The 21,609-nt window shown below is 67.1% G+C and carries 21 protein-coding genes; 13 read left to right on the plus strand and 8 right to left on the minus strand.

From position 1 onward, the window contains the following. Positions 1-41 precede the first annotated feature (41 nt). The 7 genes from IM25_RS08805 (at position 42) to IM25_RS08835 (ending at position 6,938) form a co-directional block, all read left to right on the plus strand. On the plus strand, positions 42-1,061 hold the full coding sequence (locus IM25_RS08805; protein WP_033096916.1) for a bifunctional MaoC family dehydratase N-terminal/OB-fold nucleic acid binding domain-containing protein: 1,020 nt from the start codon (positions 42-44) through the stop codon (positions 1,059-1,061). Further along, complete coding sequence (locus tag IM25_RS08810; RefSeq protein ID WP_033096915.1) at positions 1,058-1,462, plus strand: MaoC family dehydratase; 405 nt, start codon at positions 1,058-1,060, stop codon at positions 1,460-1,462. The genes IM25_RS08805 and IM25_RS08810 overlap by 4 nt, the downstream gene beginning before the upstream one ends. Then, positions 1,459-2,628: a lipid-transfer protein gene (locus IM25_RS08815; protein WP_019290166.1), complete on the plus strand. Its 1,170-nt coding sequence runs from the start codon at positions 1,459-1,461 to the stop codon at positions 2,626-2,628. Before IM25_RS08810 ends, IM25_RS08815 begins: the two co-directional genes overlap by 4 nt. Before the next feature lie 79 nt (positions 2,629-2,707). Further along, complete coding sequence (locus tag IM25_RS08820) at positions 2,708-4,114, plus strand: DUF2252 domain-containing protein (protein ID WP_033096914.1); 1,407 nt, start codon at positions 2,708-2,710, stop codon at positions 4,112-4,114. Positions 4,115-4,229: 115 nt separating this feature from the next. After that, positions 4,230-5,066: a mycofactocin-coupled SDR family oxidoreductase gene (locus IM25_RS08825; RefSeq protein WP_174556294.1), complete on the plus strand. Its 837-nt coding sequence runs from the start codon at positions 4,230-4,232 to the stop codon at positions 5,064-5,066. Positions 5,067-5,160: 94 nt separating this feature from the next. Next, entirely contained in the window at positions 5,161-6,138 is a 978-nt protein-coding gene (locus IM25_RS08830; RefSeq protein ID WP_033096913.1) for a daunorubicin resistance protein DrrA family ABC transporter ATP-binding protein, read from the plus strand. 11 nt (positions 6,139-6,149) lie between these two features. After that, positions 6,150-6,938 carry an ABC transporter permease gene (locus IM25_RS08835; RefSeq protein ID WP_170318477.1) on the plus strand — a complete coding sequence of 263 codons (789 nt, stop codon included), beginning with the start codon at positions 6,150-6,152 and terminating at the stop codon, positions 6,936-6,938. 27 nt (positions 6,939-6,965) lie between these two features. Here IM25_RS08835 and IM25_RS08840 read toward each other — a convergent pair whose 3' ends face one another. From IM25_RS08840 to IM25_RS08870, 7 genes are all read right to left on the minus strand, one after another. Beyond that, positions 6,966-7,580 carry a flavodoxin family protein gene (locus IM25_RS08840; RefSeq protein ID WP_033096912.1) on the minus strand — a complete coding sequence of 205 codons (615 nt, stop codon included), beginning with the start codon at positions 7,578-7,580 and terminating at the stop codon, positions 6,966-6,968. Positions 7,581-7,630: 50 nt separating this feature from the next. After that, the gene (locus tag IM25_RS08845) at positions 7,631-8,689 is read right to left on the minus strand and encodes an alpha/beta hydrolase family protein (protein ID WP_228044839.1); all 1,059 of its coding nucleotides are present in this window, start codon (positions 8,687-8,689) and stop codon (positions 7,631-7,633) included. Between the two features lie 61 nt (positions 8,690-8,750). Then, on the minus strand, positions 8,751-10,496 hold the full coding sequence (locus IM25_RS08850; RefSeq protein ID WP_065995971.1) for a cholesterol oxidase substrate-binding domain-containing protein: 1,746 nt from the start codon (positions 10,494-10,496) through the stop codon (positions 8,751-8,753). A 34-nt stretch (positions 10,497-10,530) separates the two neighbouring features. Next, positions 10,531-11,391, minus strand: a complete 861-nt coding sequence (locus tag IM25_RS08855; protein ID WP_006550454.1) for a MaoC/PaaZ C-terminal domain-containing protein — start codon at positions 11,389-11,391, stop codon at positions 10,531-10,533. Between the two features lie 40 nt (positions 11,392-11,431). Continuing rightward, a complete protein-coding gene (gene kstD, locus IM25_RS08860) occupies positions 11,432-13,144 on the minus strand; it encodes a 3-oxosteroid 1-dehydrogenase (RefSeq protein WP_006550453.1) in 1,713 nt (570 codons plus the stop codon). 178 nt (positions 13,145-13,322) lie between these two features. After that, positions 13,323-13,685 (minus strand): hypothetical protein, encoded by a 363-nt coding sequence (locus IM25_RS08865; RefSeq protein ID WP_033096911.1) that lies wholly within the window; start codon positions 13,683-13,685, stop codon positions 13,323-13,325. 2 nt (positions 13,686-13,687) lie between these two features. Beyond that, positions 13,688-14,836 (minus strand): Rieske 2Fe-2S domain-containing protein, encoded by a 1,149-nt coding sequence (locus tag IM25_RS08870; RefSeq protein ID WP_006550451.1) that lies wholly within the window; start codon positions 14,834-14,836, stop codon positions 13,688-13,690. Between the two features lie 191 nt (positions 14,837-15,027). Between IM25_RS08870 and hsaA the strand changes: the two genes are divergently transcribed. Genes hsaA through hsaB form a run of 4 tightly spaced genes read left to right on the plus strand, consistent with a single transcriptional unit; the run spans position 15,028 to position 18,574 of the window. After that, positions 15,028-16,203, plus strand: a complete 1,176-nt coding sequence (hsaA, locus tag IM25_RS08875) for a 3-hydroxy-9,10-secoandrosta-1,3,5(10)-triene-9,17-dione monooxygenase oxygenase subunit (RefSeq protein ID WP_006550450.1) — start codon at positions 15,028-15,030, stop codon at positions 16,201-16,203. Between the two features lie 8 nt (positions 16,204-16,211). Further along, complete coding sequence (gene hsaD, locus IM25_RS08880; RefSeq protein WP_065996508.1) at positions 16,212-17,087, plus strand: 4,5:9,10-diseco-3-hydroxy-5,9,17-trioxoandrosta-1(10),2-diene-4-oate hydrolase; 876 nt, start codon at positions 16,212-16,214, stop codon at positions 17,085-17,087. Next, positions 17,088-17,987 (plus strand): iron-dependent extradiol dioxygenase HsaC, encoded by a 900-nt coding sequence (gene hsaC / locus IM25_RS08885; protein WP_019290158.1) that lies wholly within the window; start codon positions 17,088-17,090, stop codon positions 17,985-17,987. After that, entirely contained in the window at positions 17,987-18,574 is a 588-nt protein-coding gene (gene hsaB, locus IM25_RS08890) for a 3-hydroxy-9,10-secoandrosta-1,3,5(10)-triene-9,17-dione monooxygenase reductase subunit (RefSeq protein WP_033096910.1), read from the plus strand. The genes hsaC and hsaB overlap by 1 nt, the downstream gene beginning before the upstream one ends. A 90-nt stretch (positions 18,575-18,664) precedes the next feature. Here hsaB and IM25_RS26050 read toward each other — a convergent pair whose 3' ends face one another. Beyond that, entirely contained in the window at positions 18,665-19,618 is a 954-nt protein-coding gene (locus IM25_RS26050) for a PRC-barrel domain-containing protein (RefSeq protein WP_157126945.1), read from the minus strand. Positions 19,619-19,799: 181 nt separating this feature from the next. On the opposite strand from IM25_RS26050, the gene IM25_RS08900 reads away from it, so the two are divergent. Beyond that, positions 19,800-21,041 carry an aspartate aminotransferase family protein gene (locus IM25_RS08900; protein ID WP_033096909.1) on the plus strand — a complete coding sequence of 414 codons (1,242 nt, stop codon included), beginning with the start codon at positions 19,800-19,802 and terminating at the stop codon, positions 21,039-21,041. Between the two features lie 22 nt (positions 21,042-21,063). Further along, complete coding sequence (locus tag IM25_RS08905; RefSeq protein ID WP_019290153.1) at positions 21,064-21,558, plus strand: DUF3830 family protein; 495 nt, start codon at positions 21,064-21,066, stop codon at positions 21,556-21,558. Positions 21,559-21,609: the final 51 nt, after the last annotated feature.

Here is a 21,609-nt window from a genome sequence, read left to right on the forward strand (position 1 = left end):
CACGAGATTCGGTGACACGAGATTCGGTGACACAAGGTTCGGTGACACGAGATGCTCGGGGGAGGATCCCCGAGGAGATCCGGCAGGCGGCCGAGAAGGTCCGCGGCGACGGCCCGTCCGCGCCGCGACCCGGCCGCGATCCGGTGAACATGCCGATGATCCGCAACTGGCTCGAGGCGATCGGCGACGACAACCCGATCTACACCGACGAGACCGCGGCGATCGCAGCCGGTCACGGTGGTCTCGTGGCCCCGCCCGCGATGGCGCAGGTGTGGACGATGCGCGGCCTCGGCGCCGAACGCGAGAAGGACGACCCGCTCGGCCGGATGACGCAGATCCTCGACGACGCCGGCTACACCTCGGTGGTCGCCACCAACTGCGACCAGATCTACCACCGCTACCTGCGCCACGGCGAGCAGGTGACGATCGAATCCACCCTCGAGGACGTCGTCGGCCCGAAGCGGACCGGGCTCGGAGAGGGATGGTTCTTCACCACCCGCAACCTGTGGAAGGTCGGCGACGAGGTCGTCGCCGAGATGCTCTTCCGCATCCTGAAGTTCGCACCGCCGTCGAAGGACGAGCGCGCGGAGACGTCGGAAGACCGGCCCACATCCGCGGTACGCGACGATCTCGACCCCACGCGGATGCTCCGCCCGTCCGTCTCCCGCGACACGCAATTCTTCTGGGACGGCGTGGCCACCCACGAACTGCGCATCCAGCAACGCCCCGACGGCACCCTGCAGCACCCACCCGTCCCGGCGCTCTGGCTCGACAAGTCGGAAACCACCGACTACGTCGTATCCTCCGGTCGCGGAACGGTGTTCAGCTTCGTCGTCCACCACGCGCCCAAGGTGCCGGGGCGGCAGGTGCCCTTCGTCGTCGCGCTCGTCGAACTCGACGAGGGTGTCCGGATGCTCGGTGAACTCCGCGACGTCGACCCTGGACAGGTACGCATCGGGATGCCGGTCGAGGTCACCTTCCTCGACTTCCCCGGCGACGACGAGACCGGCGGGCAGCCGTGGACGCTGTACGCCTGGAAGCCCCTCGAGGAGGACGTGTGAGCACCCCGACCGTCACGACGGGCGAGAGCCTGCCCTCCCTCGGGATCCACGCCGATCCCACCTTCATCGTGTCGACGGCCCTGGCCACACGCGACTTCCAGGACGTGCACCACGACCGCGACAAGGCACAGCAGCGCGGATCGAAGGACATCTTCGTCAACATCCTCACCGACACCGGCCTCGTGCAGCGCTACGTCACCGACTGGGCCGGCCCCCGCGCGGTGGTGAAGTCGATCTCGCTGAGACTGGGTGTGCCCTGGTACGCCTACGACACCCTGACCCTCTCGGGTACCGTCGCGTCCGTCGAGGACGGACTGGTCACCGTCGACATCACCGGCACCAACAGTCTGGGCAAACACATCACGGCCACAGCCACTGTCGTGATCGGAGGCACCGCATGAGCGGCCTGTCGGGTGCAGCGGCGATCGTCGGCATCGGCGCGACCGACTTCTCGAAGGACTCCGGCCGCAGCGAACTCCGCCTCGCGGCCGAAGCGGTGTGCGCCGCCCTCGACGACGCGGGACTGACCCCGGCCGACGTCGACGGTCTGGTCTCGTTCACGATGGACACCAACACCGAAGTGGCCGTGGCCCGTTCGGTGGGCATTCCCCACCTGAAGTTCTTCTCCCGCATCCACTACGGCGGCGGTGCGGCGTGCGCGACGGTGCAGCAGGCGGCGATGGCCGTCGCGACCGGCGTGGCCGACGTGGTGGTCGCGTACCGGGCGTTCAACGAGCGGTCCGGCGCGCGGTACGGGCAGGTCAACATTGACCTTGCCGCACAGGTGAATTCGTCGGGAACCGACAACGCGTTCTCCTACCCGCACGGGCTGAGCACACCGGCCTCGTTCGTCGCGATGGTCGCGCAACGCTACATGCACGTCTCCGGTGCGACGAGCGCCGACTTCGGCGCCGTGGCGGTCGCGGATCGGGCGCACGCCGCCACGAACCCGAAGGCGTTCTTCCACGGCAAGCCGATCACGCTCGAGGACCACCAGAACTCGCGGTGGATCGCCGAGCCGCTGCACCTGCTCGACTGCTGCCAGGAATCGGACGGCGGCGTCGCGATCGTCGTCACCAGCGCCGCGCGGGCGAAGGACCTGAAGCAGACCCCAGCGATGATCGCGGCCGCGGCGCAGGGGAGCGGACCCGATCAGTACATCATGACCAGCTACTACCGGGACGGGCTCACAGGCCTGCCGGAGATGGGCATCGTCGGCGACCAGTTGTGGGAGCAGGCGGGCATCGGGCCGCAGGACATCGCCACGGCCGTGCTCTACGACCACTTCACCCCGTACGTGCTCATGCAGCTCGAAGAACTCGGTTTCTGCGGCCGCGGTGAGGCCAAGGACTTCGTCGCCGACGGCATCCAGGTGGGCGGACGGCTACCGATCAACACGCACGGCGGTCAGCTGGGCGAGGCCTACATCCACGGCATGAACGGCATCGCGGAGGGCGTACGGCAGATCCGCGGCACGGCCGTCAACCAGGTCGACGACGTCGACCACGTCCTGGTCACGGCAGGAACAGGAGTTCCGACCTCAGGGCTGGTGCTGTCGCGGTCCTGACGCCGTTTCCCTCCCAGGGGACCGCAGGCCTGCCTACTATGAAGGCCCACACTCCGGTGGTATCCCCGCGGGAGGACCCATGTCGGCCACGGACGGACATGTCGTGCATCCGACGCGCGAACAGCGGGTCCAGAACGGTCTCGCCGCTCGGAGGGGCACTCCCGTCGAGTCGCTGGCCGATCTCGGGGAGTCGTCCCGGGATCCGATCGCGCTGCTCGAGAGTCAGGCGCAGTCGCGCGTCCCCCAGCTCGTTCCGGTCCGGTACGGCCGCATGGCGACGTCGGCGTTCGCGTTCTTCCGCGGTGCTGCACTGGTGATGGCCGACGATCTGTCGCGCACATCCGACAGTGGTCTGCACACACAGCTGTGCGGCGACGCCCACGCGAGCAATTTCGGCCTGTTCGCGACTCCGGAACGGAGAACGGCCTTCGACGTCAACGACTTCGACGAAACCTATCCGGGGCCGTTCGAATGGGACGTCAAGCGCCTGGTCGCAAGCCTCGAGATCGCCGGTCGCGACAACGGGTTCACCGCGAAGGAACGCCGGAAGATCACCCGGGCATGTGCCGCAGAGTACCGCGAGACGATCTGTAGGCAAGCGCAACTCGGAAATCTGGCCGTGCGGTACTCCCACCTCGATCCCACGATCGAGATAGCGGGGTTGGGTGGCCTGCTGGATGCGAAGATGGAGAAACGCACGCGGAAAGCGCTCGACAAGGCCTCGCGCCGCGACAGCCTCCAGGCACTGGAGAAGCTGACCACCATCATCGACGGTCACCGCCGGATCATCAGCGATCCGCCGCTCATCGTGCCCGTCGAAGAGGTCTTCGCCGACCTCGACGCCGAGGCGATCTACGACGAGTTGTACGGCCGTGTCCGTTCGTACCGGGCGACACTACAGTGGGACCGCCGAGTCCTCCTCGAACAGTTCGAACTGGTCCAGGCCGCGCGGAAGGTCGTCGGAGTGGGCAGTGTCGGCACGCGGGCGTGGATCCTCCTGCTGCGCGGTGCGGACGACGACGATCCGTTGTTCCTGCAGGCGAAGGAGGCCCAGCGTTCGGTGCTGTCGTACTACGTCGACGGTCCGACCTTCCGGAACGAGGGCGAACGGGTCGTCAACGGTCAGCGGCTGATGCAGTCGGCGAGCGACATCTTCCTCGGCTGGCAGCAGGGCGCCGGGGCCGACGGGGTGAACCGGGATTTCTATATCCGTCAGCTCCGCGACGGCAAGGGTTCGGCGGTGATCGAGGAGATGGTGCCCAAGGGCCTGAAGCTCTACGGCCGACTCTGCGGCCGAGTCCTCGCCTTCGCCCATGCGCGGGCCGGCGACCGGATCGCACTGGCGGCCTATCTCGGCACGGACGAGGAGTTCGACGAGGCGGTCTCGTCGTTCGCGGTGGCCTACGCGGACCGCAACGAACGCGACCTGCAGGCGCTGCACGACGCCATCGAACAGGGACGGGTGAAGGCCCGGACCGGGCTCTGATCCCCGTCTGATTCGTGCCTGCTCCCCGGGCATGTCCGCTGTCCGGGAATCACCCATCTGTCCTTTCGCTCGGCGCGGTACAAGGGAGGTGATCACGCGCCGACGGAAGGACGTCATGATGGGTTTCGAGGGTAAGGTCGCATTCGTGACGGGAGCGGCGCGGGGCCAAGGACGCTCGCACGCCGTCGCATTCGCCGAGGCAGGCGCCGACGTGGTCGTCTGCGACCGGTGTTCCGACTCACCGGTGGTGGGATATCCGCTGGCGACCGAGGAGGACCTCGCGGAGACGGTGCAACTCGTCGAGGCGACCGGTCGCCGCGCCGTCTCTGCGACACTCGACACCGCCGACCGTCCGGCGATGGACGCGCTGGTGGCTCGTGCCCACGCCGAACTCGGGCGGATCGACATCGCGGTCGCCAATGCCGGGGTGTCGGTCGCGGCACCGGTGTACCGCATGCCGCAGGAGATGTGGGACGAAGCGATCGCGTCCAATCTCACCGGGGTGTTCAACACCGTCGCCGCGGTCACGCCGGGGATGATCGAACGCGGCTACGGTCGTATCGTCACGGTGTCGTCGATGCTCGGCCGAGCGGGCAACACCAACATGGCCGCGTATGCGGCGTCGAAGTGGGGCGTGATCGGCCTGACGAAGAGCGCCGCCCTGGACCTCGCGCAGAACGGCATCACCGTCAACGCCGTCGCCCCGGGCAACATCTCCACGCCGATGATCCACAACGACGCGCTCTACGGGATGCTGCGGCCCGACCTCGAACATCCGACCGCCGACGATGTCGCTCCGGTGTTCACCTCCCTGCACGCACAACCGGTGCCGTGGCTCGACCCGGCCGAGGTCACCCGTGCGGTTCTGTTCTTCGCCGACGAGGCGTCCGCACACATCTCCGGCACCGTGCTGCCGATCGACGCCGGCAACGCCGCCCGGGTGACGGGCTGAGCGATCCTCCCGGCGGAGCGATGAGAAAACCCGTCGAACCGTGTCGGTCTCTTCGTGCACACTGTGCTCACCACCACAGTCAGGGGAGAAACTGATGGCCGACGCCATAGTTGCAGAAGGACTGATCAAGACATACGGGCAGCTCAGAGCGCTCGACGGGGTAGATCTGCGAGTGCCGGAGGGGACGGTCACCGCGCTGCTCGGGCCCAATGGGGCCGGAAAGACCACCACGGTGCGGGTGTTGACGACACTGCTCGTCCCCGATGCCGGTCGCGCCGAAGTGGCGGGATACGACGTCCTCACCGAGGCGCGAAAGCTCCGCTCCAGGATCGGAGCATCGGGGCAGTACGCGGCGGTCGACGAATATCTCACAGGCTTCGAGAACCTCGAGATGGTCGGCCGGCTGTACCACCTCGGCGCCAAACGCAGTCGCCTCCGGGCACGCGAGTTGCTCGAACAGTTCGATCTCGAAGAAGCGGGCGATCGCCCGGTCAAGGGTTATTCGGGCGGTATGCGACGCCGCCTCGACCTCGCCGGTGCGCTCGTCGCCGATCCTCCGGTGCTGTTCCTCGACGAACCCACGACGGGTCTCGATCCGCGGGCCCGCCTCGGGTTGTGGGACGTCATCGACACCCTCGTGCAACGCGGCACGACGCTGCTGCTGACGACGCAGTACATGGACGAGGCCGAACGCCTCGCCGACGACATCGTCGTGATCGATCGGGGCACGGTCATCGCCCGCGGCACGGCCGACGAGCTCAAGAGCCGCGTCGGTGGCGAACGCATCGAACTCGCCGTGACCGACACCGATCAGCGCGACCGCGCGGTTCGCGAGCTCGAATCGGTGGCGTCCGGGGAGGTCAGGGTCGAGCGCAGTACCGGCCGCATCACCGTGCCGGTCAGCGGCGACTCGGGCGGCGGAACCGACGGGCTCGTGATGGCGCTCGGGAAGCTGTCGGCCGCGGGCATCCGGGTCTCCGACGTCGCACTGCGGAAACCGACCCTCGACGACGTGTTCCTCACGCTCACCGGTCGCGGCACGGACGAGAAGGTCGAGGAGGCGGTGTCGTGAACACACTCGAGATGGTCGCATCCGACGGCCTGACCATTGCCAAGCGCAACATGATCAAGATCAAGCGTGTGCCGGATCTGCTGGTCTTCACGACGCTGTCGCCGATCATGTTCGTGCTGCTCTTCGCATACGTCTTCGGCAGCGCGATCGACGTTCCCGGCGTCTCGTACCGGGAGTTCCTCATCGCAGGCATCTTCACCCAGACGGTCATCTTCGGATCCACCTGGACGGGCCTCGGGATGGTCGAAGACCTGCAGAAGGGCATCATCGACCGGTTCCGGTCGCTGCCGATGGCCCCGTCCGCGGTGCTCATCGGACGCACCAGCACCGACGTGCTGATCAATGTGCTCAGCCTCGTGGTGATGTCGTTGACCGGTCTTCTCGTGGGGTGGCGGATCAACACCTCGGTCGGTGAGGCGCTCGCCGGCTACCTGTTGCTGTTGTTGTTCGCCTACGCCCTGTCGTGGGTGATGGCCGTGATCGGCATGTGGATCCGCACACCCGAGGTCTTCAACAACGCGAGCTTCATGGTGATCTTCCCGCTGTCGTTCATCGCAAACACGTTCGTCGACCCGTCGTCGATGCCGACGGTGCTGCGCGTCATCGCCGAATGGAATCCCATCTCGGCCGTCACGCAGGCGGTCCGCGAACTGTTCGGCAACACCAATCCCATGGTGCCGCCCCCCGACGTGTGGCCCCTGCAGAATCCGGTCCTCGCGTCGCTGATGTGGACAGCGTTGATGCTGATCGTGTTCGTGCCGTTCGCGATCCGCAGGTACCAGAAGGCCGTCAGTCGCTGACCGTCGGCGTCCGGCCGGCGGGTGGGTTCATCCCGGGTAGGGCGCGTACTGGCGCTGACGCAACAGCGTCGCCAGGTGCACGGCGTTGCGGGCGACGGATTCGGTGGTCGAGCGCACCGCTTCGGGGATCTCGTCGAGATCCTTGAAGTCGGTCCCCGACATCGCCTCGCCGTTCCAGTAGGTCGAGCCCTGCGCAGGGATCGAGAAACCGATGTCGTTGAGGCTCTGGAACAGGTCGGCGACGATCTTGTGCGCACCGTCCTCGTTGCCGACGACTGCGGCGATCCCGACCTTGCCCACCATGCGTGGACGGTTCTCGTCGTCGGTGTTCGACAGTTCGGCATCGAGCCGCTCGAGGACGCGCTGGGCGACGCTCGACATGTGTCCCACCCAGGTCGGTGTGGCGACGAGCAGGATGTCGGCCGAGACGATGCGCTCGACGATCTCCGGCCATTGATCCCCATCGCCCATGTCGGCTTCGACACCGGGCTTGACGTCGAAGTCGACGACCCGGACGGTTTCGACGCTGACGTCGTGCTTCGATAGTGCGTCGAACCCGTGCGCCACCATCTTGTCGGTGCTGGACTCGGCGGGGGACGGCTTGAGCGTGCAGTTCAGGGCCACGGCGTGCAGTGCTGTCATGTGCCCGGGATACCCGAGTTACACCACGACAATCACCTACAACACGACAGTCAGCGACCGCGTGCGGCCGCCCAACTGTCGATCGCCGCCGAGAACTCGAACGAGGTGGGCAGCAGCGCCACCTGGTCGGCCGGGCCGGGCTGCAGCGGGCCGAGTTCCTCGAGACTGTGGTTGGCGGTGGTGAAGTGCTCGAACTGCAGGTCGGTGTGGGCGAGGGCGTTTCGCAGCGGCTCGACCTGCGCGCAGTTGATGTTCAGGTCCTTGTCGGAACAGGTGAGCAGCACCGGGGTGTCGGCCGCCAGCTCCGCGGCGAGCTCAACCGGGTCGAGCTGGTCGGACTCGAAGAGGAACTTCGCGTTCGCGGGGTTCATGCCGAACTGCGCGAGGATCGGGTGCAGATCGGTGGGGAAGGCCCCGGTCGTCCGCAGCGACTCGACGGCACGCGGCAGGTCGGCCCGGACCGCCTCGCCGTCGGGGCCGAGCTGTCCGGAATCCACCACGGCATTCAGCTGGGCGGTCAGCAGGTCCAGGTAGCGCATCGGCAGCGGAGCGAGAAGTGCGAAGCCGCTTCCGATACCGCGATCGGCGAGTGCGAGCGCGGTCAGTGCACCCTCGCTGTGTCCGAGGACGAGGATCTCCTCGGGGGAGACTCCGGTGTGTTCAGCGAGCAGACGCACCGCGGCTTCGGCGTGGTCGACCTGCTCGGTGAAGCCGTACTCGCCGATGGTCTCGACCGTGTAGGACCCGAGGCCCGTCTCACCGGCCCCGATCTTGTCGAAGCGCAGGCTCGCGATGCCGTGGGCGGCGAGTGCGTCCGCGGTGCGCACCAGGGTGTCGGCCGCCCAGCCGGGCTGGTTGCCGTTGCGATCGGTGGTGCCGCTGCCCGGGAGCAGCAGTGCGGCGGCCACCGCGGCTCCGTCCGGGTTGCGGAGGCTGCCGTGGAAGGTGGTGCCGTCGGCCTCGAAGGTCACCGGGGCGTCGGTGCCGTTCGACACGGCGACCGAACCCGTGTCGGGAAGGGCCACCGCGGTTCCCGCGAGTGTCACACCTCCCGCGAGAACCAGCACGGGCACAGCAGCAGCACCGATCCACCTTCGCACGTTCCGCATGGTGCGAACCCTAGCAAAGGACTGCGCTGTGCCCGTGGTGAGCGAGGACGCCCGTGGGAGATCAGGGGAGCAGGGTGTCGATGAAGGTGTTGCTGAAGCCCCGATGCGGATCGAGACGGTTGTAGCCCGCGCGAGCCGAATCCCAGTTCTCGTCCGAGGGAACACCTTCCCGGTAGGTGTCGGGCAGGCCCTGCGTCAGGATCTGCTCGTCGGTGTACGGCAGGTCGGGACCGAACGCCCAGCCCTTCGACCATTCCGGCCGGAAGGTCGAGTCGCTTCCGTTGTACCGCTGCCGCATCCACTGCTCCATCTCCCGGTAGAAGGCGAACATGCCGGGAGTTCCCGGGACACCGAGAACGTTGAGCCAGATGGCGGTGTCCCATTCCGGGTGGTCGGGACGCGGGCGGGTCGACGCGATCGTCGGCGGTCCCGCCGACGGGACGAGGACGTCCTCCGGCCGATCCAGTCCGCAGCACCGGATTTCGACCGGACCGTTGAGAGGGAACTGTCCCAGGCTGCGGTAGTGCTCGATGCGCTCGGAGAACCAGTGCGCGAAGTCGTGGATCACGTTGGCGATGTTGGCGCGGTTCGTGAGCACCGCACCGCCACCCTCGGTCAGTCGCAGGGTGGTCGCCTTGATGTAGAACTGCAGATCCTTCGACCAGCCCCAGATGTCGGACGATCCCGTCGCTGCGAGACCGGCCACGGTCACGCCGTAATAGGTCTGACCGAAAGCCGGTGCGATCGAAGTGTTCCCGGCCGTGATGTGCCCCAGCAGGTCGGTGATCGGTTCGGGCACGTTGTCGGAGAACGGGTAGTTGTACGGCCCGGTGACCTCCCGCGAGGTGGCCGGCTTCTCCGGTGCGAGCGACCACACCTTCATCCACGGACGTTCCGTGAACGGATACCAGATCGCCTCGGCCCGCCCCGCCGAATCGACGAACGACTCGAAGGTCCGACCCGGCGAACCGGCGGGGGAGAACAGTTCCTGCCAGGTGATGTCGGTGAAGGACTGGCAGCGCATGCGATAGTTCGGTCCGGCCTGCAACGTGACGGACGTGATGAACGTCCGGCCGAGATGCGTGAGCAGCGGGGTGATCTCGGGATCGGCGCGGGTGAAGGTACGCAGTGCGTAGGCGCTGCCGTCCCACACGACGGCGGTCAGTTCGGTCACGAGATTGCTCAGCGACCCGAAGGTGTGACCGGGGAGGGTGGATTCACCGTTGGCGGGCAGGGCGGCGCCGTGCGCGTTGACGGCGAGCGCCCCGGCGATCGACAACACGCCGGGCGCAGGAAGATTCGCGAGTCCGAGACCGTGGTCCTGCAATGCAGTGGTGATGACGTCGAGCGTCGCGCCGGGACCTGCCGTGACGGTCGCGGGGGAGCCTCCGGGGTTCACCTGGACCCAGTCGAGATGGAGCATGGTGTCGGCGAGGATCACCCGGTCGACGGGTGCGCCGTTGACGATCGTCAGCGGTGTCCAGCCGTGCATGGCCCCGCGCGGACGGATGGTGTATCCGTTCTCGTGCGCCCAGTTCACCAGGCGCACCACGTCGTCGGGGGTGCGAGGCGCGCAGGTCCAGATGGCGTCCAGCATGATCTCCTTGGACCAGTTCTGGTACGCCTGCTGGTAGAGATCGATGCCGTCGGGGAACACCGGGGGAGTGGGGAGCGTCGAGGCCGCGGACCCGGAGGGGACGGCATGTACCGGGGTCCATCCACCGAGGGCGGAGACCGCCAACGCACCGGCGCCGGCCGCGAGGAAACCGCGCCGCGACAGGCGCGGCGACGAATCACGAAGTGTCATGTTCGAATGTCGCTCTTTCGGGAGGGCGTGGCGATCACGCCACGGTGAGTACCACGTCGGCCAGGGCAGGGGCGAGATCGCGTTCGATGACGGAGACGGTCACGAGTTTGCGGTCGCCGTCGTTCCACACGCGCACCCGGAGGGTCTCGCCGGGGAAGACCACACCGGCGAACCGGGCGCGGAATCCCTTCACGCGCGATGCGTCGGCGTCGAGCAGACCGTCGGTCACCGCCTTGCACACGATGCCGTAGGTGCACAGCCCGTGCAGAATCGGTGCCGGGAAGCCCGCCGCGGATGCGAACTCGGGATCGGAGTGGAGGGGATTGCGGTCGCCGCACAGGCGGTAGAGCAGCGCCTGCTGTGGAAGGGTCGGCACGTCGAACTCGGCGTCCGGTTCACGATCGGGATACTCCACCGACTCCGACGGGCCGCGCTCGCCGCCGAAACCACCCTCACCGCGGGCGAAGATCGACGACCGCGCGGTCCACAGGGGATTGCCGTCGAGATCCTCGGTCACCGATTCCTGCACGACGACCGCGGCCTTGCCCTTGTCCCACACCTCGGCGATGCGGGTGACCGTGCGGCCCTTGCCCGAAGCGGGGATGGGCGCGTGCACGGTCACCTCCTGGCTGCCGTGGACGACCTTGGCGAGATCGATCTCGATCCCGGGGAATGAGACCTTCGGCGGCTCGACCTGGTGGAAGGTCGCGGCGACGGTCGCGAAGGTGGGGAGTACCTGGGGACCCCTGTCCCGGAGGTAACGCAGTTCACCCGCGTCGGTGGGATGGGACCCGGCACCGATGCCGAGGTTGTAGAGCTGGACATCGGTGCTGCTCCACTCGAACTCCTGAGCGGGCAGTTCGGCTCCGACGGCAACCGAGGGATCGATGGGCACGGGTACTTCCTTTCTACGGCTCGAACGCGAGTCGATCGGGTCACACGGTGTCGGCGGATTCTCGCAGCTCTTCGGCACGTTCGTCACGCGTGCGGTCCAGGATGTCCAGGGCCGCGAGATAGCCGAAGGTCATCGCCGGTCCGATGGTGGCGCCGGGCCCGGCGTAGGTGTGACCCATGACCGGGGAGCTGGCGTTACCGGTCGCGTACAGGCCGTCGATCACGCTGCCGTCCTCGCGCACCACCCGGCCATGGACATCGGTGACGAGCCCGCCCTTGGTGCCGAGATCGCCGGGGACCACCTTGAACGCGTAGAACGGGGCCTTGTCGACCACGCCGAGGCTCGGATTCGGCTTGTTGCGCGGATCCCCGTAGTAGTGGTCGTAGTGGGATTCGCCGCGGCCGAAGTCCTCGTCCTTGCCGGCCCGGGCGAAGCCGTTGAACCGCTGCACCGTCTCGGTGAGGGCGTCGGCCGGTACCCCGATCTTCTCGGCGAGTTCGGCGACGGAACCGGCCTTGACGAGCACCCCGGCCTCGAGCCACCGGCGGGGGAAGGGAGTGCGGGGGGTGATGCCGGCGAAGGTGTAGCGGTCGCGGTAGCGCTGATCGAGGATCAGCCAGCTGGGGATGTTCTCGCCCGGTCCCTCGCCGCGGCCGTGCTTGCCGCCGTACATCGCATGCGTCGCTTCGACGTAGGGCGCCGACTCGTTGACGAAACGCTTGCCTGCGGCGTTGACCATGAGGCACCCGGGGAGGCTGCGTTCCGACAGTGCGAACCACGGGCCGCCGGTGAGAGTGAAGGACGGTCCCCACCAGGCATCGTCCATGAAATCGACTGCGGCGCCCAGCTTCTGTCCGGCGCGGATGCCGTCTCCGGTGTTCGCCTTCGCGCCCACGGTCCACTCGGTGCCGATCGGCTGACGCTGGTACTGCGCCCGCATCTCGGCGTTGTGCTCGAAACCGCCGCTTGCGAGGATCACGCCCTTGCGGGCACGGATGACGCACTTCTCGCCGTTCGCGACCACCTCGACGCCGCGCACGACCCCGTCCTCGACGACGAGGTCGGTGAGCGCCGTCTCCAGTAGCAGGGGCACACCGGCGTCGCGCAGACCGATCCGCAGCCCGGCCATGAGCGCCTGGCCTCGGACGAGCAGGTGCTTCTTGGTGATGTTCGCCCAGACGAACCGAGCGCCGACCCGCATGGCGCGAACCGGTCCGCGCGGATTCCGCATGAGCAGGTTCAGCCACTTGTAGTCGGCCTGGGTGATGACGAAGTTCTTGGGAGCTCGGGCGTAGTCGGGTTCGAGGAGAGCGAGATCCTCGCCGAGACGGCGGCCGTCGAAGGGCGTCGGTTCGACCGAACGGCCACTGGGACGTCCGCCCGGCGCCTCGGGGTAGTAGTCGGAATAGCCCGGTACCCATTGCAGTTCGAGGGCGCTGTTCTTCAGGACGAAGGAGAGCATCTCCGGTCCGCGATCGATGTAGGTGTCGATCTTCTCGGCAGGTACGCCGTCGCCGATGATGCTGTGGAGGTACTTCCGGGCTTCTTCGGGGGTGTCGTCCACCCCGGCGGACTTCAGCGCCTCGTTGTTGGGAATCCACACACCGCCGCCCGATCGGGCGCTCGACCCGCCGTAGCGCGACGCCTTCTCGATCAGGACCACGTCGGCGCCCTTGCGGGCTGCGGTGATGGCGGCGGTCATTCCGCCGGCACCGCTGCCGACGACAACGATGTCGTACTCCTGCTTCGTCATGTAGAACACGTTATAGAAATGGCGGTGCCGAGTCCATCCCCGAATGCGAAGAGCCCTGGACGTGAAGCGAAGACGCGGTGACGCCGACACTGGAACGCGATATCGCCGGCCGACGACGAGCGACGGCACCGTCCGATAGGGACGGTGCCGTCGCGGGGTCGATCGGGGTCGGAATCGGTCAGGTGGGTGATCCGTCCGGTACGGGAAGGGTGCCGTCGAGCACGGCCCGGTCGATGCTCTCCCGGAGCCGCGGACACCCTTCGCGCGGTGTGATGGACGAGCCTCGGAGCGAGGCGGTCTCGCGGAAGGTCGGGCACACGGTGTCCGGATCCTCCTGCCACTGCACGCTCGTGTGCGACAGGCTGTTCTTGCGCACCAGCACGCAGGTGCCGCACTCGCGGCACTGCACCTCGTGCTGACCCGAATCCAGATAGTTGATCTTGTCGATCGCGGTCTGGGCGGCGACGGCCTCGGCCCGCTCGGGCCACTGGGAGAAGTCCGGGGACTTCGCCCATCTGCTCCGCCGGGTCGAGGCACTCATCGTCACACCTCCGCTTCCTGCTTGCCCTGTTCTTCCTCGCGCTTCTTACGCTCGAGATTCTCGGCGACCTCCTTCTCCCAGGCCTCGTTGGCCTTGGCGGTGTCGACCTCGAACTCGAAGCGGCCCGTCATCTTCTCCGTCACGTCGGCGACGTCGACGTAGAACTGCTCGTACCAGCGGCGGAGCTGGTAGACCGGACCGTCCTCATCGCACAGCAGGGGATTGTCGATCTTTGTCTTGTTCTTCCAGATCTCGACGTCCTGCAGGAAGCCCTCGCCGACACCCTCGGTGAGCTTGGCGGCCAGCACGTCGGACTGCTCGGGTGACATGCCCTGCGGCTTCTTGACGATGATGCCGTATTGCAGCATGAACGAATCGTGCGTGATCGGGTAGTGGCAGTTGATCAGCACGGATTCGGTCTGGTACCCACCGTAGTTGTTCTTCAGCGGATTGATCATGTAGGAGGGGCCGTAATAGGCCGCGTACGACTCGAGCGTCGACTCCAGCCCGTACTGCGTCGCCATACCCTTGTCCGGCCGGCCGCGGGTGTTGAGGTACTGCTCCGCGATGTGCCCCTCGAAGACGTTCTTGAAGAACGTGGGGAAGGCGTAGTGGATGTAGAAGAAGTGCGCCATGTCGACGACGTTGTCGATGATCTCGCGACAGTTGGAACCTTCGATCCGGATCTGGTTCCAGGTCCAGTCCGTCCACTCGTCCGAGCCGTACTGCTCGATCTCGGGGATGGTGACCTCCGGAGGCGGGGTGTTGCCCTCGGGGTCGTTCCACACGAACAGCTGGCCGTGCTTCTCCATCGTGATCCACGAACGGGTGCGGGCCAGCGGGGGAACACGCTTGGCGTACGGGATGTCCGTGCACTTGCCGTTGCCGCCCCAGCGCCAGTCGTGGAACGGGCACGCAACCGAATCGCCCTTGATCTCGCCCTGTGACAGGTCGCCGCCCATGTGGCGGCAGTACGCGTCGAGCACCTTCGCGTCGCCGTTGCTGTCGGCCCACACCACGAGTTTCGTGCCGAAGGCCTCGACGGCGTGAGGCTTGCCGTCCTTGAACGTGCGACTGAGGCCGAGGCAGTGCCAGCCTCGCGCGAAACGCGTCCGGACCTCTCCGACGTCGATCTCGCGAATCTGTGCCATGTCCGCTCACTTCCCTCCGGAAATCTCTTCTAGAACACGTTATAGAATTCGCGTCCCGAGGGGAAGGGTTCGGGGACTTTGGTCCCGCCACAGAGATTGTCTACCTGCGGGTGCGGCGCGTCTCGACACGAATAAGAACATGTTCTAGTCTCGGTACAAGCGATCAATTCCTGAACAGACGGGAGCGTCCAGTGGGTGACCACGACAGCCACGAGGTACTGCAGCGGATCGACGCTCTGCTGCCCACGCTGCGAGAACGTGCGCAGGAGGCCGAGAATCTGCGCCGGGTGCCCGACGACTCGATCAAGGAGCTCCAGGAGGCCGGCTTCTTCAAACTTCTGCAACCGGCCCAGTGGGGTGGATACGAGGCCGATCCCGTCACCTTCTTCACCGCGGTGCGCAACATCGCGAGCGCGTGCGGCTCGACCGGATGGGTCTCCGGCATCATCGGCGTCCACAACTGGCACCTCGCACTCTTCGACCAGCAGGCCCAGGAAGAGGTCTGGGGCGACGACACCGACGTCCGCATCTCCTCGTCCTACGCGCCCATGGGTGCCGGTGAGGTCGTCGACGGCGGATACAAGGTCAACGGTGCGTGGGCCTGGTCGTCCGGATGCGACCACGCGAGCTGGGTCGTCGTCGGTGGCCCGGTCATCAAGGACGGCCGCCCCGTCGACTTCGGCAGCTTCCTGATCCCTCGTTCCGAGTACGAGATCGACGACGTGTGGCACGTGGTCGGCCTGCGCGGCACCGGATCCAACACGATCAAGGTCAAGGACGTCTTCGTCCCGCGCCACCGCTTCCTCAGCTTCAAGGCCATGAACGACCTCGCCTCGCCCGGGCTCGAGCGCAACACCGCACCCGTCTACAAGATGCCGTGGGGCACCATCCATCCCACGACCATCTCGACGCCCATCGTCGGCATGGCCTACGGCGCGTACGAGGCGCACGTCGAACACCAGGGCAAGCGTGTCCGTGCGGCGTACGCCGGCGAGAAAGCCAAGGACGATCCGTTCGCCAAGGTGCGCATCGCCGAGGCCTCCAGCGACATCGACGCGGCCTGGCGCCAGCTGTCGGGCAACGTCGCCGACGAGTACGCCCACCTCCTCGCCGGCGAGGAGGTTCCGATGGAACTGCGGCTGCGGGCGCGTCGCGACCAGGTCCGCGCGACCGGCCGTGCAATCACGTCGATCGACCGTCTCTTCGAGAACTCGGGTGCCACCGCACTCGCGGACGGCACACCCATCCAGCGTTTCTGGCGCGACGCGCACGCCGGTCGTGTGCACGCCGCCAATGACGCCGAGCGCGCCTACGTGATGTTCGGTGCCGCCGAGTTCGGTCTGCCGATCACCGACACGATGGTCTAGGGGTGGATGTGACCGCAATCGACGAGATCACCTACGAGTCGACCTCCCGTTTCGCGCAGGTCCGCGACGACCTGCGCCTGCACTACCACGAGGCCGGTGTCGGCAACGACACCACGATCGTCCTGCTCCACGGCGGTGGCCCGGGCGCGTCGTCGTGGTCGAACTTCGCCAGGAACATTCCGGTGCTGGCACAACGGTTCCACGTGCTCGCCGTCGACCAGCCCGGCTACGGCAGGGCCGACAAGCCGACCGAGCATCCGCAGTACTTCGTGCACAGCGCGTCCGCGCTGAGCGACCTGCTCGACACGCTCGGGATCACCGACCGCGTCCACCTCCTCGGCAACTCGCTCGGTGGTGGTGCCGCCGTGCGGTTCGCGCTCGACTACCCGGAGCGCGCAGGGCGACTCGTCCTCATGGGGCCGGGTGGGCTGAGCGTCAACCTGTTCGCACCCGACCCCACCGAGGGGGTCAAGAATCTCGGCCGGTTCTCGTACGAGCCCACCCGCGAAAATCTCGAGGCGTTCCTGCGGATCATGGTCTTCGACCAGTCGCTGATCACCCCCGAGCTCGTCGAGGAGCGGTTCGCGTCGGCGAGCACCCCCGAGTCGCTCGCTGCGGCGAAGGCGATGGGGAAGTCGTTCTCCAGCGCCGAATTCGAGAAGGGGATGCTCTGGCGCGACGCCTACAAACTCCGTCAGCGGGTACTGCTGATCTGGGGTCGCGAGGACCGCGTCAACCCGCTCGACGGTGCACTCGTCGCACTGAAGATGATCCCGCGTGCACAGTTGCACGTGTTCGGTGGATGCGGCCACTGGGCCCAGCTCGAGAAGTTCGACGAATTCAACCGCCTGACAGCGGATTTCCTCACGGATGGAGTCGAATAGATGAGTATCCGGTCGCTGGCATATCTCCGGATCGGCGCCACCGACGTCCCGGCCTGGCGCGAGTACGGACTCAAGGTCCTCGGCATGATCGAGGGCAAGGGCACCCACGCCGACGCGTTGTACCTGCGGATGGACGACTTTCCGGCCCGGCTCGTCATCGAGCCGCACGAGTCCGACACGCTGCTCGTCTCGGGCTGGGAGACCGCGAACGCCGCCGATCTCCAGTCGGTTCGCGACAGTCTCTCCGCGGCAGGCGTCCCGTTCAAGGAGGGCACCGCCGAGCAACTCGCCGATCGTCGCGTCGACGAACTGATCGTCTTCCAGGATCCGTCGGGCAACACCCTCGAGGCGTTCCACGGTGCCGCCCTCGAACACCGCCGCGTCGTCAGCCCGTACGGGCACAAGTTCGTCACCGGCGAGCAGGGTCTCGGGCACGTGGTGCTCTCGACCCGCGACGACGAGGAATCGCTGCGCTTCTACCGCGACGTGCTCGGTTTCCGCCTGCGCGACTCCATGCGGATGCCTCCGCAGATGGTCGGCCGGCCCGCCGACGGAAAACCGGCCTGGCTGAGGTTCTTCGGATGCAACCCGCGCCACCACAGCCTCGCCTTCCTGCCCATGCCCACCCCGTCGGGCATCGTGCACCTGATGATCGAGGTGGAGAACTCCGACGACGTCGGTCTCGCCCTCGACCGCGCACTGCGGAAGAAGGTCAAGATGTCGGCGACGCTCGGACGCCACGTCAACGACAAGATGCTGTCCTTCTACATGAAGACCCCCGGCGGATTCGACGTCGAATTCGGTTGCGAGGGACTGCAGGTCGAGGACGACGACTGGATCGCCCGTGAATCCACGGCCGTGAGCCTGTGGGGCCACGACTTCTCGGTGGGAATGCAGTAATGACCGCGCCGGAGGCCGGAGAGAACGGTGCGATCGACCCACAGGCCTTCCGCACCGTGCTCGGGCAGTTCTGCACCGGCGTCACCGTCATCACCACCACCGAGGACGACGGAACGCCTGTAGGATTCGCGTGCCAGTCGTTCGCAGCGTTGTCGCTCGACCCGCCGCTGGTGTTGTTCTGCCCCACGAAGCAGTCGCGGTCGTGGGCGGCCACCGAACGAGCGGGCCGCTTCTGCGTCAACGTCCTTGCCGAGGAACAGCAGGAGACCTGCGCGCGGTTCGGTTCTCGCGAACCCGACAAGTTCGCCGGACTCGACTGGACGCCCTCCCCGTTGGGCTCACCCGTCCTGACGGGATCGCTTGCGCACATCGATTGCACGGTCGAGACGGTGCACGACGGGGGAGACCACTGGGTGGTCTTCGGTCGCGTGTCGTCGCTGAGCGAGGTGCGCGACGAGAAGGAACGCCCGCTGCTCTTCTACCGCGGGCAGTACACCGGGATCGAACCGGAGAAGACGACGCCGGCGCCCTGGCGCGACGACCTCGAAGCGTTCCTCACCTCTGTCACGGAGGACACCTGGTTGTAGATCGCAGGACCGTACCGCGCGACACGTGGTACCGCACGACGAAGCCGGGACGACCACATCGATTGTGGTCGTCCCGGCTTCGTGTGTGGATCAGGAACGGTCGGCGCCGGTCGCGTCGTCCGGTTCCTCCTCGTAGTACTCCGTGGTCACGACGCGGCGCACCAGGCGCGGCTTGCGCGGCCGGTCGGCGTCCTCGCCGCCTGCCGTGTCCGTCTTCGCATCGGCCGTGCTCGTGTCGGCCGACGGCGGCGGCGTGGAGTGCGCCGGCCCCGTCGGTCCCGGACCGACGATCTCCTGATCGCTGCCGCTGCCGCTGTCGCTGCCGGGAGCTGCGTGGCGGGCGGTGTCCGCCGCCGAGTCCGCGGTCCCGGACGGTGTGGACGAGTCCGCGGTCCCGGACGGTGTGGACGGCGTCGACGCGGTATGCCCCGGCATCGAGTGCTCGAGCGATTCGTCCCGCTGGCCCTCGCTCGGCCGGTAGTTGCCGGCGATCTCCTCACGCGCGACGTCGGGCGGTGTCGGTGAGGGCCCGGTTCCCGCCGATGTGGTGGTGCCGTACGTCTCGCCGGTGTGCGGCGTCCCGGTGCCTCCCGGTCCGCCGGCCGCGCCACCGACGAGGCCACCACCGGCTGCGCTCCGCTCGCCGAGGCCGCTGCGGTCGTCGGTGAACCCGGCCCGATCGTCCGTGAATCCGCCCTGATCGCCGGTTGATCCACCCCCTGCAGGGGTGTCCCCGAACCGGCGGTAGTAGCGGTACAGCTCGTCCTCCTCGAGCGGGGTCAGCTCACCGTTCTCGTCGATGTTCGGGGCGCCGGTGATCGTGTCCTTGTCGAAGGGCAGGCGCACTCCGGTGCTGTCGAGCACGGCTTCGTCGATCGGGGCGAAGTGCCGGCGCGTTCCGAACAGACCCGTGACGACGGTGATCCAGGCGGGTCGGCCCGTGTCGTTGTCCAGGTAGACCTCTCCGACGCGTCCGAGCTTGTCACCGTCCGGCCCGTACGCGGTGGCGCGAGCGAGGGTGTCGATGTCGTCGTTGCTGATCATGATGTCCTCATCCGTGGGCGATGCGGCTTCCTGCTGTGCGGATGCCCTGCGGTGCGAGTGACGAAACGCTGCCGTTACACCGCTCGCCGTTGCGTCGACCCTCCCCGCGTGTTATCCATATTGTCAACAATCCGACAACCGGCACGAGGGTTCGCGCCCTCGGCTGTTCGGAGGGATCGTCATGGCCCGTCTTTCACCCCGCCTGCTGCAGGCAACGCCCGTCACCGTCGACCACGCCGAGGGGTGCTACATCCACGGCACCGACGGACGTCGGTATCTCGACTTCACCGCCGGCATCGGCGTCACGAGTACCGGCCACTGTCACCCGCACGTCGTCGAGGCCGCCCGCCGGCAGATCGGCTCGCTGATCCACGGGCAGTACACGACCGTGATGCACCGGCCCCTGCTCGAACTCACCGAACGCCTGGGCACGGTGCTCCCCGAAGGACTCGACTCGCTGTTCTTCGCCAATTCGGGCAGCGAGGCAGTCGAGGCGGCGCTGCGTCTGGCCCGCCAGGCGACAGGGCGACCCGGAATCGTCGTCTTCCACGGCGGTTTCCACGGCCGTACCGTCGCCGCCGCCACGATGACCACCTCCGGAACCCGTTTCTCCGCAGGGTTCTCGCCGCTCATGGGCGGTGTACACGTCGCTCCCTTCCCCACGGCCTATCGCTACGGCTGGTCGGAGGAGGAAGCGACCGATTTCGCCCTGCAGGAACTGGACTACCTGTTCGCGACCCTCGTCGCGCCGGACGAGATCGCGGCCTTCGTCGTCGAACCGGTCCTGGGCGAGGGCGGTTACGTCCCCGGCAACACCAGGTTCTTCCAGGGACTGCGGCAGCGGGCCGACGAACACGGCATCCTGCTCGTCTTCGACGAGATCCAGACCGGATTCGGGCGGACCGGAAAGTTCTTCGGGCATCAGCACTTCGACGTGCGACCCGACATCATCACGATCGCCAAGGGCCTCGCGAGCGGTTTCCCGCTGTCGGGTATCGCCGCCTCCGAGGAACTCATGGAGCGCGCCCGTCCGGGATCGCAGGGCGGCACGTACGGAGCTAATGCGGTCTCCTGCGCGGCGGCCGTGGCCACTCTCGACGTGATCGAGAAGGAGGGGCTCGTCGACAACGCCGCCGCACGTGGACGTGAACTGCTCTCCGGTGCACGGGAGAACACGATCGACGCCATCGGCGACGTGCGCGGCCTCGGCCTCATGGTGGGCCTCGAGTTCACTACCGACGGAGCACCCGACCGGGAGCGGGCGTCCGCAGCGCAGCAGCTCGCCGCGCAGAAGGGGTTGCTGCTGTTGACCTGCGGTGCGCACATGAACGTGGTGCGCATGATCCCGCCGCTGATCGTCACCACCCGGCAGATCGAGGATGCGCTCGGGATCTGGTCCGAGGTCCTCGCCGAGGTCCGATAATCCGTCGAACGAGGGAGTCCGCGTGGCCCGATACATCACGATCACTCTCGACAAGCGCGACATCACGTGCAGAGCAAGGCTTCTCGACGACGAGGCGCCGCTCACCTGCGCGGCGGTGTGGGACGCCCTGCCGCAGAGCGGTTCGGCGTTCCACGCCAAGTACGCCCGCAACGAGCTCTACACCCTCGTCCCGAGGATCACCGCGGCACCGCACCGGGAGAACCCGACGGTGACACCGATCCCGGGGGATGTGTGCCTGTTCGACTTCGAACCGTGGGAGATCGGTAATCCCGCATACGGTTACGAACCCGGCTCGCAGGCCCATGCGCAGCAGGGAGCGACCGATCTCGCGTTGTTCTACGGCCGGAACAATCTGTTGCTCAACGGCGATGTGGGCTGGGTGCCGGGCAACGTCTTCGCGACGATCGAGGATGGCCTGCCCGAACTCGCCGTCGCGTGCAACGACCTGTGGATCCAGGGGGTCGTGGGGGAGACGCTGAGCTTCGCACGCGCATAGACGGGCACCGCACGGGAACGGCACCGCACAGTCTGTGCGGTGCCGTTCCCG

Origin of the sequence: Rhodococcus sp. p52, assembly GCF_000763325.2 — a bacterium.
In the GTDB taxonomy this organism is placed as follows: domain Bacteria; phylum Actinomycetota; class Actinomycetes; order Mycobacteriales; family Mycobacteriaceae; genus Rhodococcus; species Rhodococcus pyridinivorans.